Annotated in this window: 9 protein-coding genes, 2 tRNA genes, 3 rRNA genes and 2 pseudogenes; 7 read left to right on the plus strand and 9 right to left on the minus strand. The window is 56.2% G+C overall.

Going from position 1 to position 16,299, the window contains the following annotated elements; all coding sequences use genetic code 11:
- Positions 1 to 76: 76 nt before the first annotated feature.
- On the plus strand, positions 77 to 985 hold the full coding sequence (locus AC193Q_RS08040; RefSeq protein ID WP_121185850.1) for a LysR family transcriptional regulator: 909 nt from the start codon (positions 77 to 79) through the stop codon (positions 983 to 985).
- A gap of 57 nt (positions 986 to 1,042) precedes the next feature.
- Here the strand turns inward: AC193Q_RS08040 and AC193Q_RS08045 are convergent.
- A pseudogene (locus AC193Q_RS08045) lies at positions 1,043 to 1,258 on the minus strand (ATP-binding protein); the annotation flags it as partial.
- Between the two features lie 158 nt (positions 1,259 to 1,416).
- On the opposite strand from AC193Q_RS08045, the gene AC193Q_RS08050 reads away from it, so the two are divergent.
- Together AC193Q_RS08050 and AC193Q_RS08055 are read left to right on the plus strand one after the other, a co-directional pair.
- Entirely contained in the window at positions 1,417 to 1,698 is a 282-nt protein-coding gene (locus AC193Q_RS08050; protein WP_121185852.1) for a hypothetical protein, read from the plus strand.
- Between the two features lie 191 nt (positions 1,699 to 1,889).
- Positions 1,890 to 2,531, plus strand: a complete 642-nt coding sequence (locus tag AC193Q_RS08055) for a hypothetical protein (protein WP_121185854.1) — start codon at positions 1,890 to 1,892, stop codon at positions 2,529 to 2,531.
- A 270-nt stretch (positions 2,532 to 2,801) separates the two neighbouring features.
- On the opposite strand, the gene AC193Q_RS08060 is transcribed toward AC193Q_RS08055, so the two are convergent.
- Complete coding sequence (locus AC193Q_RS08060) at positions 2,802 to 5,006, minus strand: OsmC domain/YcaO domain-containing protein (protein WP_483879404.1); 2,205 nt, start codon at positions 5,004 to 5,006, stop codon at positions 2,802 to 2,804.
- A 230-nt stretch (positions 5,007 to 5,236) separates the two neighbouring features.
- Between AC193Q_RS08060 and proP the strand changes: the two genes are divergently transcribed.
- The 3 genes from proP (at position 5,237) to AC193Q_RS08075 (ending at position 9,155) form a co-directional block, all read left to right on the plus strand.
- Positions 5,237 to 6,739, plus strand: a complete 1,503-nt coding sequence (gene proP, locus AC193Q_RS08065) for a glycine betaine/L-proline transporter ProP (protein ID WP_041071723.1) — start codon at positions 5,237 to 5,239, stop codon at positions 6,737 to 6,739.
- A 136-nt stretch (positions 6,740 to 6,875) separates the two neighbouring features.
- On the plus strand, positions 6,876 to 8,138 hold the full coding sequence (locus AC193Q_RS08070) for an MFS transporter (protein ID WP_121185857.1): 1,263 nt from the start codon (positions 6,876 to 6,878) through the stop codon (positions 8,136 to 8,138).
- A gap of 90 nt (positions 8,139 to 8,228) precedes the next feature.
- Positions 8,229 to 9,155: an alpha/beta hydrolase gene (locus tag AC193Q_RS08075; protein WP_121187776.1), complete on the plus strand. Its 927-nt coding sequence runs from the start codon at positions 8,229 to 8,231 to the stop codon at positions 9,153 to 9,155.
- 74 nt (positions 9,156 to 9,229) lie between these two features.
- On the opposite strand, the gene rrf is transcribed toward AC193Q_RS08075, so the two are convergent.
- The 6 genes from rrf to AC193Q_RS08105 all read right to left on the minus strand — a co-directional run bounded on the left by rrf (position 9,230) and on the right by AC193Q_RS08105 (position 14,923).
- Positions 9,230 to 9,345: ribosomal RNA gene (gene rrf / locus AC193Q_RS08080) — 5S ribosomal RNA — on the minus strand.
- A 153-nt stretch (positions 9,346 to 9,498) separates the two neighbouring features.
- Positions 9,499 to 12,390 (minus strand): 23S ribosomal RNA (locus AC193Q_RS08085).
- Positions 12,391 to 12,627: 237 nt separating this feature from the next.
- Positions 12,628 to 12,703 (minus strand) — tRNA-Ala (locus AC193Q_RS08090).
- A 9-nt stretch (positions 12,704 to 12,712) separates the two neighbouring features.
- A tRNA-Ile gene (locus tag AC193Q_RS08095) sits at positions 12,713 to 12,789 on the minus strand.
- Between the two features lie 124 nt (positions 12,790 to 12,913).
- Positions 12,914 to 14,450 (minus strand): 16S ribosomal RNA (locus tag AC193Q_RS08100).
- The 16S, 23S and 5S rRNA genes sit together here with 2 tRNA genes alongside, the layout of an rRNA operon.
- A 293-nt stretch (positions 14,451 to 14,743) precedes the next feature.
- On the minus strand, positions 14,744 to 14,923 hold the full coding sequence (locus tag AC193Q_RS08105) for a hypothetical protein (protein ID WP_183082849.1): 180 nt from the start codon (positions 14,921 to 14,923) through the stop codon (positions 14,744 to 14,746).
- Positions 14,924 to 15,107: 184 nt separating this feature from the next.
- Between AC193Q_RS08105 and AC193Q_RS08110 the strand changes: the two genes are divergently transcribed.
- The gene (locus AC193Q_RS08110; protein ID WP_121185859.1) at positions 15,108 to 15,572 is read left to right on the plus strand and encodes a thiol-disulfide oxidoreductase DCC family protein; all 465 of its coding nucleotides are present in this window, start codon (positions 15,108 to 15,110) and stop codon (positions 15,570 to 15,572) included.
- A 50-nt stretch (positions 15,573 to 15,622) separates the two neighbouring features.
- Here AC193Q_RS08110 and AC193Q_RS08115 read toward each other — a convergent pair.
- Positions 15,623 to 16,043 (minus strand): annotated as a pseudogene (locus tag AC193Q_RS08115) (saccharopine dehydrogenase); the annotation flags it as partial.
- Positions 16,044 to 16,299 lie beyond the last annotated feature (256 nt).

The following is a 16,299-nucleotide window of genomic DNA, read 5'->3' on the forward strand; positions in this document are numbered from 1 at the left end:
TTACGTTCTAGAAAATAGACAAGCTGACGCCGCTCAGCGACGATGCCGGTTCGCTGATGATGAGGAGATAGCAGCCATGATTTCGGACCCGGGCACGCCGACGCTGGATCAATTGCGGGTGTTTCTGACGGTGGTGGAACTGGGCAGTTTCGCCGCCGCCGCGAGGAAGCTGCACCGTGCGACGTCGGTGATCAGCTATTCGATGGCCAACCTGGAGTTACAGCTTGGGGTGACGCTGTTTGATCGCCAGACCACGCGCAAACCGCAACTTACCGAGGCCGGCCGCACCGTACTGGCAGAGGCGCGCACCATCGCCAACGGCGTGCATGGCTTACGCGCCAAGGTCAAAGGCCTGTTGCAGGGGCTGGAGGCTGAGGTGCACGTGGTGCTGGACGTGATGCTACCGCCGCAGCGGGTAGTGGATGCGTTGAAGTCCTTTCGCGAGGCGTTTCCCACGGTCGCCCTGCACTTGCACATGGAGGCGTTGGGGGCGGTGACGGAGCGAGTGATCAATCGCGGGGCGATCATTGGCGTCAGTGGGCCAATGAACGAAGGCATCGATGCGGTCGAGCGGATTGGCGCAGGCAATGTCGAGCTGATTCCGGTGGCGGCACCGAATTATCCGTTGGCTTCGGGTGAGGCGAACACACCGGGGGCCGGGCGTGAATTGACGCAACTGGTTCTTTCCGACCGTTCACAACTGACCAAGGATCGCGACTTCGCCGTCCTCAGCAACCGCACCTGGCGCTTGGCGGATCTGGGTGCCAAGCACATGTTGCTGCGCGAAGGAATTGGCTGGGGGAATATGCCGTTGCCGATGGTCGAAGAGGATTTGCAGTCTGGCCGCCTGGTGCGCTTGAACCTGCCGGAGTACCAGAGCGGCATCTACCCGTTCGATGTCATCTACCGCACCGACCTGCCACCGGGGCCGGCGGCGCGGTGGTTGATCGAGCGGTTTGTGCAGCAAAGTCTGCAGGGTGCCTGACAGGGCCCCATCGCGAGCAGGCTCACTCTTGCAGGGTCATGCGGTGGGTCACTGAGATCATTGTGAGAGCCAGCCCTGCTGGCGATTGCGGTGCATGAGAATCTCCAGCCCCTCGCCTACCTCCGGCACCTTAAAGTATCGAGTGATTAAATCAAACTCCACACCCGAAGCGGCGAATTCATGCTCGGCCAGTGCGTTGCGTGCAGGCAACCGAGCACGGCAGGTGGCGTCATCCACTTCGAGATAATGCAGGCAGTGCGACACTCGCTCAGCCAGTGATTGGTCCAGCGGATCTGCCCGAGGCGATCTTGCCGCACATCAGGTGTAGTGTGGGTGCACGCATTGGGGACGCTTCCTTATGTCGATTGCTGGATAATGCCCAACGCCTGTCAGCGAGGCCATTGAGGCGCATGACTCAACGAGGAACCCGGATGACCACAATCACTGCACGCCAATGCTCGTCCTGGGTGCTACTGACCCTGCTCGCCACCGGCATGGCGCTGACGGCCGGCTGTTCGAGCAAACGCTACGCCACCAACGGCTCGAACTGCTACGCCAAAGCCGTGCCGACTTCCGGCGAAGGTGGTCTGGCCTGGGGCGACACCTTGAGCATGGCGCGCAAGAAGTCGATGAATAACTGCATGCGCTATGCGAGCCGCTCCGGAGGGACGCCGAACACCTGTCAGGTGGTGCAGGCGCAGTGCAAACGCTGATCGCACCATGCTGGACAATTTTCCAGGCACGCTGAGCCAGCCGGTCAACTCCGTAAGCACCGCTTCAGCGCCCTTTCTTCTAAACCTTTACGCCATCAGGCCGCTATAAACCGGGCGCTCCTCATGTACCCGGTCTCTTCCCGAGAATGCGGGTGCAGCGCCCAATCCCTTCCAGATCAGAAAGGTCATCCATGCGTCAGCTTCTCCCACTCGCCCTCAGCTTGACTCTCATCGGCTGCGCCACCAGTAAAATCGACATCCGCAACGAGACCGAAGCGGCCAAGTACGATCCGGCCAACAGTGCCCGGGTACGACTGATCACCGGTGATAACGCCCACGGCGCATACTTCAACGGTCAAAGCTGTGAGAAGTTCATGAATGAAACATTCAAGGGAGGTTCGCCTGAGGAGTCCGGCTGGAAGATGGCGCATAACGACAGTTCAGGGGTCTATCCATTCAGGGATTCGGACCATCGCAACAGTGTGGTCGGCATGCCGGCCAGCCAGACCACCCGACAAATCAACAGCACCACCAAACAGTTCGACGAGTACGTGGTAGAAGCCAATAAACCGTTCCTGGCGGTCTTTGGCATGGTGGGTTCAATCGCCTGTTCGCCCAAACCGGTGTCGTTCATTCCGCAGCCGGGGCAGGACTATGAGATGCAACTGAAGATCGTCAAACTCAGCACCTTCAGCGCAGGCTGCATCGTCGAGTTGAACGCGCTTTCCGTTGTCGGCACTAGCACCGTAGAAACGCCAGTGCCGAAACAATTCTGTGCCAAAGGGGCAGACGGTGCGTTTCACACGATGGATCCGGGACCCAGTGCTCCCTGAGGCAACGCGCTGATTCTTGATCGGCGCAATTGATGAGTCTTGCTCATGAACTTTTGAAGTGACCAGAAAGTGACCAGCTGCACGACATTCTCTTCAATCCTTGAATCTCCCTGTCCCCACAATACTTATTTGTGGTGAGGGGATTTATCCCCGATGGACTGCGTAGCAGGCCCGCTTCTTTATTGGTTGAAGAAGCCGGGCCCGCTTTGCGCGCCATCGGGGATAAATCCCCTCACTACAGGTTTACTCAGCAGAAGTGACCGTCTGCTATCAGCGCTTCAACGCCGCCGCATTCGCCCTTGCTGCGTGCAGCTTCTTGTAACTGTCGATCAGACGCAGATGCCGATCCAGCCCCTCAAGCTTCATGCTGGTCGGTGTCAGACCGTAGAAACGCACACTGCCGTTGACCGAGCCAATCGCCGCGTCCATGCGCTCGTCGCCGAACATGTGACGGAAGTTGGCTTCGTAATCGGCCAGTTCCAGGTCTTCATCGAGTTCCATTTCCAGACACACATTCACCGCCTGATAGAACAAGCCGCGCTCGACGGTATTGTCGTTGTACTGCAGGAAAGCTTCGACCAGATCCTTGGCCTGCTCGAATTTCTGCAGGGCAAGGCAGATCAGCAGGCGTAGCTCCAGAATGGTCAACTTGCCCCACGGCGTGTTGTCGTCGAACTCGATGCCGATCAGCGTGGTGATGTCGGTGTAATCATCCAGCTCGCTGTTCTCCAGGCCCTGGGCGAGGTTGCGCAGGCCGACCTTGCTCAAGCTGTGCAGGTTGAGGATGTCGGCGCGAAATTGCAGGGCTTTGTTGGTGTTGTCCCAGATCAGATCGTCGACCGGGTAGATCTCCGAGTAGTCCGGCACCAGGATCCGGCAAGCGTTGGCGCCGAGATCGTCGTAGACCGCCATGTAGGCTTCTTTGCCCAGGTTTTCAAGAATGCCGAACAGCGTTGCGGCTTCTTCGGCGTTGGAGTTTTCGCCGTGACCGGAGAAGTCCCACTCGACGAATTCGAAGTCAGACTTGGCACTGAAGAAGCGCCACGACACCACACCGCTGGAGTCGATGAAGTGCTCGACGAAGTTGTTCGGTTCGGTCACTGCCTGGCCGGAGAACGTCGGTTGCGGCAAATCGTTCAAGCCTTCGAAGCTACGGCCTTGCAGCAGCTCGGTCAGGCTGCGCTCCAGCGCCACTTCCAGGCTCGGGTGCGCGCCGAACGAGGCGAACACACCACCGGTGCGCGGGTTCATCAGGGTCACGCACATCACCGGGAATTCACCGCCCAGCGACGCATCCTTCACCAGCACCGGGAAGCCCTGCTCTTCCAGACCTTTGATCCCGGCGAGAATGCTCGGGAACTTTTCCAGTACTTCCTGCGGCACGTCCGGCAGGGCCATTTCGCCTTCGAGGATTTCGCGTTTGACCGCGCGCTCGAAGATCTCCGACAGGCATTGCACCTGGGCTTCAGCCAGAGTGTTGCCGGCGCTCATGCCGTTACTCAGGAACAGGTTTTCGATCAGATTCGACGGGAAGTACACCACCTCACCATCCGACTGGCGCACGAACGGCAGCGAGCAGATGCCACGCTGGGTGTTGCCGGAGTTGGTGTCGTACAGGTGCGAGCCTTTGAGTTCGCCGTCGCGGTTGTAAATGTCCAGGCAGTAGTCGTCGAGAATCTCTGGCGGCAACTCGTCTTTCGGGCCGGGTTTGAACCAACGCTCGTTCGGGTAATGCACGAACTCGGCGGTGGCGATGTCTTCGCCCCAGAATTGATCGTTGTAGAAGAAGTTGCAGTTCAGGCGCTCGATGAACTCGCCCAGTGCCGAGGCCAGTGCGCCCTCTTTGGTCGCGCCCTTGCCGTTGGTGAAGCACATCGGCGAGTGCGCGTCACGGATGTGCAGCGACCAGACGTTGGGCACGATATTGCGCCACGAGGCGATCTCGATCTTCATCCCCAGATCCGCGAGGATTCCCGACATATTGGCGATGGTCTGCTCAAGCGGCAGGTCTTTACCAACGATGTAAGTGCCCGCCTCCGACGTCGAATGCGGCATCAGCAGCGCCTGCGCATCGGCGTCGAGGTTTTCGACTTCCTCGATCACAAACTCGGGACCGGTCTGCACGACCTTCTTCACCGTGCAGCGATCAATCGAACGCAGAATGCCCAGGCGATCCTTTTCAGAGATGTCCGCCGGTAATTCGACCTGAATCTTGAAGATCTGGTTGTAGCGGTTTTCCGGGTCGACGATGTTGTTCTGCGACAGGCGAATATTGTCGGTCGGGATGTTACGCGTCTCGCAATACAGCTTCACAAAGTAAGCCGCGCACAAGGCCGACGACGCGAGGAAGTAGTCGAACGGCCCCGGTGCCGAGCCATCGCCCTTATAGCGGATGGGCTGATCGGCGATCACCGTGAAGTCGTCGAACTTGGCTTCAAGTCGAAGGTTGTCGAGAAAGTTGACCTTGATTTCCATGCGGGTTTACCAGAGAGCAGAAACGAATTGGCGGCCATTATCCGGGTTTTCAGCCTGACGTCTTGTGCTTTTGCGTAATCACCGCCGGGTGGGCTGTGCGGCGCCTGTGCGGCTGCGGACGACAAAAATGCCACGAGCAGTGAATTATTTCGTGTCTTCTTGTATCTGACGGAAAGAACCCATGCCACCAAAACAATGGCATCGAATCCGTTCAGCTATGAGTGACCCGCATGAAATCAAGGAAAAACAAGGTCAATCCCATCGGATTGAAAGACATCACCATTGTCGACGACGCCAAGATGCGCAAAGCGATCACCGCTGCCGCGCTGGGCAATGCCATGGAATGGTTCGACTTCGGGGTCTACGGATTTGTCGCCTATGCACTCGGCAAGATCTTCTTCCCCGGGGCTGATCCTGGTGTACAGATGATTGCAGCGCTGGCGACCTTCTCGGTGCCCTTCCTGATTCGTCCGCTGGGCGGGCTGTTCTTCGGTGCACTGGGTGACAAATACGGGCGGCAGAAAGTGCTGGCCGCGACCATCGTGATCATGTCGCTGAGCACCTTCGCCATTGGCTTGATACCGTCGTATGAGTCGATTGGCATCTGGGCACCAATCCTGCTGTTGCTGGCGAAAATGGCCCAGGGCTTTTCGGTCGGCGGTGAGTACACCGGCGCCTCGATCTTCGTCGCCGAATACGCGCCCGACCGCAAACGCGGCTTCCTCGGCAGCTGGCTGGACTTCGGCTCGATTGCCGGTTTTGTCCTCGGTGCCGGCGTGGTGGTGCTGATCTCGACGATCATCGGCGAAGAGAAATTCCTCGAATGGGGCTGGCGCCTGCCGTTCTTCCTCGCCCTGCCGCTGGGTATGATCGGCCTCTATCTGCGGCATGCACTGGAAGAAACTCCGGCATTTCAGCAGCACGTCGAAAAACTCGAAGAAGGCGACCGTGAAGGTCTGGCGGGCGGGCCGAAAGTCTCGTTCAAGGAAGTCGCAACCAAGCACTGGCGCAGCCTGATGACCTGCATCGGCGTGGTGGCGGTGACTAACGTCACCTATTACATGCTGCTGACCTACATGCCGAGCTATTTGTCGCACAACCTGCACTACAGCGAAAACCGTGGCGTGCTGATCATCATCGCGATCATGGTCGGCATGCTGTTCGTGCAGCCGGCAATCGGCTTTATCAGCGACAAGATTGGCCGCAAGCCCTTCATTGTTGTCGGCAGTATCGGTCTGTTTCTGCTGGCGATCCCGGCGTTCATGCTGATCAACAGCGGCAAGATCGGCCTGATCTTTTCCGGTTTGCTGATCCTCGCGGTGTTGCTGAATTTCTTCATCGGCGTCATGGCCTCGACCCTGCCGGCGATGTTCCCCACGCACATCCGCTACAGCGCGCTGGCCGCTGCATTCAACGTCTCGGTGCTGATTGCTGGTCTGACCCCGACGGCCGTGGCCTGGCTGGTGGAGAGTACCAACAACCTGTACATGCCGGCCTACTACCTGATGGTGATTGCCGTGGTCGGCCTGATCACCGGCGTGACCATGAAAGAGACCGCCAACAAACCGCTACGGGGTGCTGCACCGGCGGCGTCGGACCTTGAGGAAGCCAAGGAACTGCTCAAGGAACACCACGACCACATCGAGCAGAAAATCGAAGACATCGACGCCGAAATCGCCGAACTGGAAGCTAAACGCAAGGAGTTGGTGCAGCAGCATCCGCGCATTAACTGAGCCGTTCGCAGCGTGGCCACTCGAAACGGAGTCGAGTGGCCACATACGGACCGTGCAACTAAATCCGCAGACGACCACTCACTGAATTGACGGAGGTTGCGTCACTTTACGCAACCTCGATATCGAAGGTGCCAGCGTGGACACTCACTCCGATCGTCGCAACAACCTCTCGCTGGACAGCCTGAATTTCTTCCTCGCCGATGTGCGCGACGGACTCGGGCCGTATCTGGCCATTTACCTGTTGGCCGTGCATCACTGGGAACCGGCCAGTATCGGGCTGGTGATGACCCTCGCTGGCGTCGCCGCCCTTGTCACCCAGACACCCGCCGGTGCGCTGGTCGACAATACGCGCAGTAAACGAGCGGTCATCGCGATTGCTGCGTTGCTGGTGACGGGCAGTTGCGTGGTATTGCCCTTCGTGACGTCCTTCAGTCTGGTGGCGATCACTCAGGCGCTGAGCGCCGCAGCGGCATCGGTATTCGCACCGGCCATCTCGGCGATCACCCTGGGCATCACCGGCCCGCGCGCGTTCACCCGGCGCACCGGACGCAACGAGACTTTCAACCATGCTGGCAACGCCTGCGCGGCGCTGCTGGCCGGTGGGTTTGCCTACTTGTTCGGGCCGGTGGCGGTGTTCTATCTGATGGCGGTCATGGCGCTGTGCAGCGTGATCGCCGTGAGCTTCGTCGACAGCAACGCCATCAACCATGATCTCGCCCGCGGGCTCGACCCAAGCGACGCCGCCCACGGCAAGACGCCTTCGGGATTGACGGTATTGCTGACCAACAAAGCGCTGCTGATGTTCGCCATCTGTTGTGCCCTCTTCCACTTGGCCAACGCGGCGATGCTGCCACTGGTGAGCCAGAAGCTGGCGCAGGTCAATTTGCAAATGGCGACGCCCCTGACTTCGGCCTGTATCGTCGCCGCGCAACTGGTCATGGTGCCGGTCGCCTTGCTGGTTGGGGCCAAAGCCGATGTGTGGGGACGCAAGTCGCTGCTGCTCGCGGGCTTCCTGATACTGCCATTGCGCGGTGTGCTCTACACCTTGTCCGCAGACCCTTACTGGCTGGTTGCGGTACAGATGCTCGACGGCGTCGGCGCGGGAGTCTTCGGCGCACTGTTTCCGGTGGTAGTGAAAGATCTGACCTTGGGCACCGGCCACTTCAATGTCAGCCTTGGCGCCCTGTCGACGGTGTTTGGTCTGGGCGCAGCATTAAGTGCCAGCGTTGCGGGGGTTGTACTGCAGGAAGCCGGTTACAACGCGGCATTTCTGACCCTGGCGGTGATAGCCGGGGTGGCATTCGTGCTGTTGTGGCTGGCGGTACCGGAAACCTTGCAGCGGGTGGGGAATGATGTGAATGTTCTTGACCGTGAGGCGCCCTTCACTGCTCCGCCATAACACCCTATATCGTTAAGTGGGAATTGCTGATGAGGGAGGAAGGATTTGGCTGATAACACGCTTGAGTTCACCGAGAGTGATTTGGCGCAAATGCAGCGCTTCAACCGCAAACTCGCCTGGCTGCCGCGGTTTCGCGTTCGCAATCGGCTGACGCCGCGTTTGATCCAGGCTTTGCTGCGCGCCAGTCAGATGCTCGGCGCGAACAAACCGGTCAAGCACGGCCTTCAAGTGCAAAGCACTGTGGTTCATTCGCACGCGGCTTCAGTGCCCGTCCGAATCATCCGCCCACAAGGAAAGCCCAAGGGTGTGGTACTTGATTACCACGGTGGCGGCTGGGTGATCGGCAATGCACAGATGAACGATGACCTTAACATCGCAATGGTCAAGGCTTGCAACGTGGCAGTGGTGTCTGTTGACTATCGGTTGGCAGTCAATACACCGGTTGAGGCGTTGATGGCGGATTGTCTTTGCGCCGCACGCTGGCTGCTGAGCGACGATTGCACGGAATTCGTTGGCCTGCCGGTGATCATTGTCGGCGAATCCGCGGGCGCGCACTTGGCAACCGCAACGTTATTGGCACTCAAACCAGCACCCGGCTTGTTGCAGCGCGTCTGCGGCGCCTTGCTGTATTACGGCGTCTACGATCTCGCGGGCACCCCGAGCGTACACGCCGCACCTGCAGAAACGCTGGTACTCGACGGCCCGGGCATGGTTGAGGCGCTGCGCCTGCTGACTCCAGGACTGAGCGATGATGAACGCCGACAGGCGCCATTGTCTCCGCTTTACGGCGATTTGAGCGGATTGCCACCGGCGTTGATGTTCACCGGTGAACTGGATCCGCTGCGCGATGACACGCTGGAACTCGCTGAGCGTTGGCAACAATCGGCACCGGTTGAAGTACATCTACTGCCCTCGTCCGCCCATGGTTTTATTCATTTTCCTACCACCATGGCTAGTGGTGTTCTGGACCACAGCCGAGCGTGGCTTTCGCGTCAGATCGGAGCAGTTAGAAGCTAATTGGCAAGCGAAGCACTTTCCTGCGGGCAAAACAAAACCCCAACTGCTTTCGCAATTGGGGTTTCGGAATTTAATCTTGACGATGACCTACTCTCACATGGGGAAACCCCACACTACCATCGGCGATGCATCGTTTCACTTCTGAGTTCGGGATGGGATCAGGTGGTTCCAACGCTCTATGGTCGTCAAGAAATTCGGGTACTGACTCGTGACCAACTGGCCTCGCTTCAGCAAATCGGGTATGTGATACAGGTGTTTGTGAGCAGCGCGAACTTTCGGTTCATTGCGTCTTCACACACCGCAATCTGGTCTCTTTCGAGCATTCAGATTGCTTGGGTGTTATATGGTCAAGCCTCACGGGCAATTAGTATTGGTTAGCTCAACGCCTCACAGCGCTTACACACCCAACCTATCAACGTCGTAGTCTTCGACGGCCCTTCAGGGAACTCAAGGTTCCAGTGAGATCTCATCTTGAGGCAAGTTTCCCGCTTAGATGCTTTCAGCGGTTATCTTTCCCGAACATAGCTACCCGGCAATGCCACTGGCGTGACAACCGGAACACCAGAGGTTCGTCCACTCCGGTCCTCTCGTACTAGGAGCAGCCCCTCTCAAATCTCAAACGTCCACGGCAGATAGGGACCGAACTGTCTCACGACGTTCTAAACCCAGCTCGCGTACCACTTTAAATGGCGAACAGCCATACCCTTGGGACCGGCTTCAGCCCCAGGATGTGATGAGCCGACATCGAGGTGCCAAACACCGCCGTCGATATGAACTCTTGGGCGGTATCAGCCTGTTATCCCCGGAGTACCTTTTATCCGTTGAGCGATGGCCCTTCCATACAGAACCACCGGATCACTAAGACCTACTTTCGTACCTGCTCGACGTGTCTGTCTCGCAGTCAAGCGCGCTTTTGCCTTTATACTCTACGACCGATTTCCGACCGGTCTGAGCGCACCTTCGTACTCCTCCGTTACTCTTTAGGAGGAGACCGCCCCAGTCAAACTACCCACCATACACTGTCCTCGATCCGGATAACGGACCTGAGTTAGAACCTCAAAGTTGCCAGGGTGGTATTTCAAGGATGGCTCCACGCGAACTGGCGTCCACGCTTCAAAGCCTCCCACCTATCCTACACAAGCAAATTCAAAGTCCAGTGCAAAGCTATAGTAAAGGTTCACGGGGTCTTTCCGTCTAGCCGCGGATACACTGCATCTTCACAGCGATTTCAATTTCACTGAGTCTCGGGTGGAGACAGCGCCGCCATCGTTACGCCATTCGTGCAGGTCGGAACTTACCCGACAAGGAATTTCGCTACCTTAGGACCGTTATAGTTACGGCCGCCGTTTACCGGGGCTTCGATCAAGAGCTTCGCGTTAGCTAACCCCATCAATTAACCTTCCGGCACCGGGCAGGCGTCACACCCTATACGTCCACTTTCGTGTTTGCAGAGTGCTGTGTTTTTAATAAACAGTCGCAGCGGCCTGGTATCTTCGACCGGCATGAGCTTACGGAGCAAGTCCTTCACCCTCACCGGCGCACCTTCTCCCGAAGTTACGGTGCCATTTTGCCTAGTTCCTTCACCCGAGTTCTCTCAAGCGCCTTGGTATTCTCTACCCAACCACCTGTGTCGGTTTGGGGTACGGTTCCTGGTTATCTGAAGCTTAGAAGCTTTTCTTGGAAGCATGGCATCAACCACTTCGTCACCTGAAAGGTAACTCGTCATCAGCTCTCGGCCTTAAGATCCCGGATTTACCTAAGATCTCAGCCTACCACCTTAAACTTGGACAACCAACGCCAAGCTGGCCTAGCCTTCTCCGTCCCTCCATCGCAATAACCAGAAGTACAGGAATATTAACCTGTTTTCCATCGACTACGCTTTTCAGCCTCGCCTTAGGGACCGACTAACCCTGCGTCGATTAACGTTGCGCAGGAAACCTTGGTCTTTCGGCGTGGGTGTTTTTCACACCCATTGTCGTTACTCATGTCAGCATTCGCACTTCTGATACCTCCAGCAAGCTTCTCAACTCACCTTCACAGGCTTACAGAACGCTCCTCTACCGCATCACTTGCGTGATACCCGTAGCTTCGGTGTATGGTTTGAGCCCCGTTACATCTTCCGCGCAGGCCGACTCGACTAGTGAGCTATTACGCTTTCTTTAAAGGGTGGCTGCTTCTAAGCCAACCTCCTAGCTGTCTAAGCCTTCCCACATCGTTTCCCACTTAACCATAACTTTGGGACCTTAGCTGACGGTCTGGGTTGTTTCCCTTTTCACGACGGACGTTAGCACCCGCCGTGTGTCTCCCATGCTCGGCACTTGTAGGTATTCGGAGTTTGCATCGGTTTGGTAAGTCGGGATGACCCCCTAGCCGAAACAGTGCTCTACCCCCTACAGTGATACATGAGGCGCTACCTAAATAGCTTTCGAGGAGAACCAGCTATCTCCGAGCTTGATTAGCCTTTCACTCCGATCCACAGGTCATCCGCTAACTTTTCAACGGTAGTCGGTTCGGTCCTCCAGTCAGTGTTACCTAACCTTCAACCTGCCCATGGATAGATCGCCCGGTTTCGGGTCTATTCCCAGCGACTAGACGCCCTATTAAGACTCGCTTTCGCTACGCCTCCCCTATTCGGTTAAGCTCGCCACTGAAAATAAGTCGCTGACCCATTATACAAAAGGTACGCAGTCACAGAACAAAGTCTGCTCCCACTGCTTGTACGCATACGGTTTCAGGATCTATTTCACTCCCCTCTCCGGGGTTCTTTTCGCCTTTCCCTCACGGTACTAGTTCACTATCGGTCAGTCAGTAGTATTTAGCCTTGGAGGATGGTCCCCCCATATTCAGACAAAGTTTCTCGTGCTCCGTCCTACTCGATTTCATGACTAAGAGACTTTCGCGTACAGGGCTATCACCCACTATGGCCGCACTTTCCAGAGCGTTCCGCTAATCTCAAAGCCACTTAAGGGCTAGTCCCCGTTCGCTCGCCACTACTAAGGGAATCTCGGTTGATTTCTTTTCCTCAGGGTACTTAGATGTTTCAGTTCCCCTGGTTCGCCTCTTGCACCTATGTATTCAGTACAAGATAACCATCTTATGATGGCTGGGTTCCCCCATTCAGACATCTCCGGATCAAAGTCTGTTTGCCGACTCCCCGAAGCTTTTCGCAGGCTACCACGTCTTTCATCGCCTCTGACTGCCAAGGCATCCACCGTATGCGCTTCTTCACTTGACCATATAACCCCAAGCAATCTGGTTATACTGTGAAGACGACATTCGCCGAAAATTCGCAAAACTCTTAAGAGTCACTCACAAATTTTACCTTAGCCTGATCCGTTACCAGTGAAAGTAACGTTCAGTCTATCTTTCTATCACATACCCAAATTTTTAAAGAACGATCTAATCAAAGACTAGAAATCAATATTCACGCCGGAATATTCATTTCTAAGCTCTAACAAGTAGAAGCAGTTAATGGTGGAGCCAAGCGGGATCGAACCGCTGACCTCCTGCGTGCAAGGCAGGCGCTCTCCCAGCTGAGCTATGGCCCCATACAAAATTGGTGGGTCTGGGCAGATTCGAACTGCCGACCTCACCCTTATCAGGGGTGCGCTCTAACCAACTGAGCTACAGACCCAATTTCGAGCGCGTAACTGATTAGCTCAGAGCTATCAGCTTGGAGCTTAAAGCTGCTTCTATCGTCTTCTTCAATGAATCAAGCAATTCGTGTGGGAACTTATGGAGCAGCTGATGTCGTCGATTAAGGAGGTGATCCAGCCGCAGGTTCCCCTACGGCTACCTTGTTACGACTTCACCCCAGTCATGAATCACACCGTGGTAACCGTCCTCCCGAAGGTTAGACTAGCTACTTCTGGTGCAACCCACTCCCATGGTGTGACGGGCGGTGTGTACAAGGCCCGGGAACGTATTCACCGCGACATTCTGATTCGCGATTACTAGCGATTCCGACTTCACGCAGTCGAGTTGCAGACTGCGATCCGGACTACGATCGGTTTTGTGGGATTAGCTCCACCTCGCGGCTTGGCAACCCTCTGTACCGACCATTGTAGCACGTGTGTAGCCCAGGCCGTAAGGGCCATGATGACTTGACGTCATCCCCACCTTCCTCCGGTTTGTCACCGGCAGTCTCCTTAGAGTGCCCACCATAACGTGCTGGTAACTAAGGACAAGGGTTGCGCTCGTTACGGGACTTAACCCAACATCTCACGACACGAGCTGACGACAGCCATGCAGCACCTGTCTCAATGTTCCCGAAGGCACCAATCCATCTCTGGAAAGCTCATTGGATGTCAAGGCCTGGTAAGGTTCTTCGCGTTGCTTCGAATTAAACCACATGCTCCACCGCTTGTGCGGGCCCCCGTCAATTCATTTGAGTTTTAACCTTGCGGCCGTACTCCCCAGGCGGTCAACTTAATGCGTTAGCTGCGCCACTAAGAGCTCAAGGCTCCCAACGGCTAGTTGACATCGTTTACGGCGTGGACTACCAGGGTATCTAATCCTGTTTGCTCCCCACGCTTTCGCACCTCAGTGTCAGTATCAGTCCAGGTGGTCGCCTTCGCCACTGGTGTTCCTTCCTATATCTACGCATTTCACCGCTACACAGGAAATTCCACCACCCTCTACCATACTCTAGCTTGCCAGTTTTGGATGCAGTTCCCAGGTTGAGCCCGGGGATTTCACATCCAACTTAACAAACCACCTACGCGCGCTTTACGCCCAGTAATTCCGATTAACGCTTGCACCCTCTGTATTACCGCGGCTGCTGGCACAGAGTTAGCCGGTGCTTATTCTGTCGGTAACGTCAAAATTGCAGAGTATTAATCTACAACCCTTCCTCCCAACTTAAAGTGCTTTACAATCCGAAGACCTTCTTCACACACGCGGCATGGCTGGATCAGGCTTTCGCCCATTGTCCAATATTCCCCACTGCTGCCTCCCGTAGGAGTCTGGACCGTGTCTCAGTTCCAGTGTGACTGATCATCCTCTCAGACCAGTTACGGATCGTCGCCTTGGTGAGCCATTACCTCACCAACTAGCTAATCCGACCTAGGCTCATCTGATAGCGCAAGGCCCGAAGGTCCCCTGCTTTCTCCCGTAGGACGTATGCGGTATTAGCGTTCCTTTCGAAACGTTGTCCCCCACTACCAGGCAGATTCCTAGGCATTACTCACCCGTCCGCCGCTGAATCCAGGAGCAAGCTCCTCTCATCCGCTCGACTTGCATGTGTTAGGCCTGCCGCCAGCGTTCAATCTGAGCCATGATCAAACTCTTCAGTTCAAACATCTTTGGGTTTTTAAGAAACCCTAAACTTGGCTCAGCAATCGTTGGTTACATCTTTGATTTCTCGCGGAGTAACTTGTGATGCTGATAATCTTGTTGACTATCAGTCTGACTCCACAAGCACCCACACGAATTGCTTGATTCAGTTGTTAAAGAGCGGTTGGTTAAGATCTTTCGCCTCAACCGAGGCGCGCATTCTACAGCAGCCTCATTTGCTGTCAAGTGATTATTTTCAGAAGCTTTCGAAGAATTCTTCAACAACTTCAACCACTTGCGCTTCCGATCTCTCGTTAGCGGGAGGCGAATTCTACAGCGTTACACGCTGCTGTCAACACCTCTTTTTCACCGCTTTCGACCGAGAAGACCGAACCGTCAAAAGAGCCAAACATCACCGCTCCTTCAACTCCTTCCAGGCTTCGATGAACTGAAGCGATCTGCCGTCGAAAACTGCGTAACTCGTTGAATTTCAAGGAATTTTCCGTTTCGACTGCGCCGGAAGTGGGGAGAATTATAGACCTCCAGAATCTGCCGTCAACCGTTAATTTCAGTTTTCTGTGTCCCCCAAAAAATTTCTTCTATATATAGACGCAACCGCCACGGATGCGCAGCATATAGTCCATCGCCCAAGACACCGCCTTCGGATGACGCCTCACAATGACAGCCCATCTTCCTGGCTCCCGAATCCGCCCTACCCCCGCCCCCTTGCTTAATCCAGGCGAGACCGTGGTGCTGTTCGACGGCGTCTGCAAGCTATGCAACGGCTGGGCGCGTTTTCTGATTCGTCACGACAACAAACAGCGGGTACGCCTGGCGGCAGTGCAATCGCCAGAAGGTCAGGCATTGCTGGCATGGGCCGATCTGCCGGTGGATCAGTTCGACACTATGGCGGTGATCCGCGACCAACATTACTGGGTACGATCGGATGCGTTCTTCGAAGTCATTGCACAACTGCCGGCTCGTTGGTCGCCGGTCAGGCTTCTGCGAGTTTTCCCACGAGCACTCAGAGATTGGGCCTACGACCGCGTGGCATTGAATCGTTATCGGATCTTTGGCAAGTACGACACCTGCCTGTTGCCCGCCCCCGATCACGAACGTCGCTTTCTCAAGTCGCCAATGTGAATGCTCCGCTACAGCATCAACTGCAGCCACTGCCCCGGCGTCATCTTCGTATACGTAGCACTTTTGCCATCACCGAAACGCTCAAACCATGTCCCCCAGCGATGCAACCCGGCGGCCCAGACCCTGTGGTCACGCACCAACCCATCACCTCATGCACTTGACCATTGCGCAGTTGGCGGATCGGCTTGCCCGCATACGCCAGCCCCCCCTCGATCGTCGACAACCCCGGCGTTTTCGCTGACGAGGAAATGCCGTGCTCGATCGAGTCGATGCGTTTGAAGTGATGGCGCTGCTCATCGATGATCGCCGACGACAGCGTCGGCACCGAACTGCACCACTAAGGATGGCGACACCGGCCTCTCTCGCTCGGGCATCGAGTACGCCGATGCCATTGACGAACGTCCGGCAGTCCGCCAGATCGCAATAGTTGACGCCCGCCTCGATGCAGCTTTCGGCCGCCGCATAGGATTGCAAAGTTTCCATACCCGCCAACCACCAACACCCTGAGTGCCATCAACGCTTCCCTGAACAATTCAACAACTGCCCCGTAACCGGGTTCGGCGCAGCTTCCCTGATATCACGGGCCAGGCAAGACAGCGTCGGTAGAGTCAGCGCCGTATCGTCCAGATCGATTCCAGTCACCGGGATAACATGCAGCACTGGCCATGCCATATCGACTTGTACGATGTCTTATCACAGGGTATTACTACGTCTCCTCAACAAAAAT

This window comes from Pseudomonas sp. F2, assembly GCF_057174385.1.

What these genes read in the sequence shown, in the direction of transcription:
- AC193Q_RS08040 (WP_121185850.1), top strand. Translation starts at nt 77, where the DNA reads ATGATTTCGGACCCGGGCACGCCGACGCTGGATCAATTGCGGGTGTTT.
- AC193Q_RS08050 (WP_121185852.1), top strand. Translation starts at nt 1,417, where the DNA reads ATGACCACAATCACTGCACGCCAATGCTCGTCCTGGGTGCTACTGACC.
- AC193Q_RS08055 (WP_121185854.1), top strand. Translation starts at nt 1,890, where the DNA reads ATGCGTCAGCTTCTCCCACTCGCCCTCAGCTTGACTCTCATCGGCTGC.
- AC193Q_RS08060 (WP_483879404.1), bottom strand. Translation starts at nt 5,006, where the DNA reads ATGGAAATCAAGGTCAACTTTCTCGACAACCTTCGACTTGAAGCCAAG.
- proP (WP_041071723.1), top strand. Translation starts at nt 5,237, where the DNA reads ATGAAATCAAGGAAAAACAAGGTCAATCCCATCGGATTGAAAGACATC.
- AC193Q_RS08075 (WP_121187776.1), top strand. Translation starts at nt 8,229, where the DNA reads ATGCAGCGCTTCAACCGCAAACTCGCCTGGCTGCCGCGGTTTCGCGTT.
- AC193Q_RS08110 (WP_121185859.1), top strand. Translation starts at nt 15,108, where the DNA reads ATGACAGCCCATCTTCCTGGCTCCCGAATCCGCCCTACCCCCGCCCCC.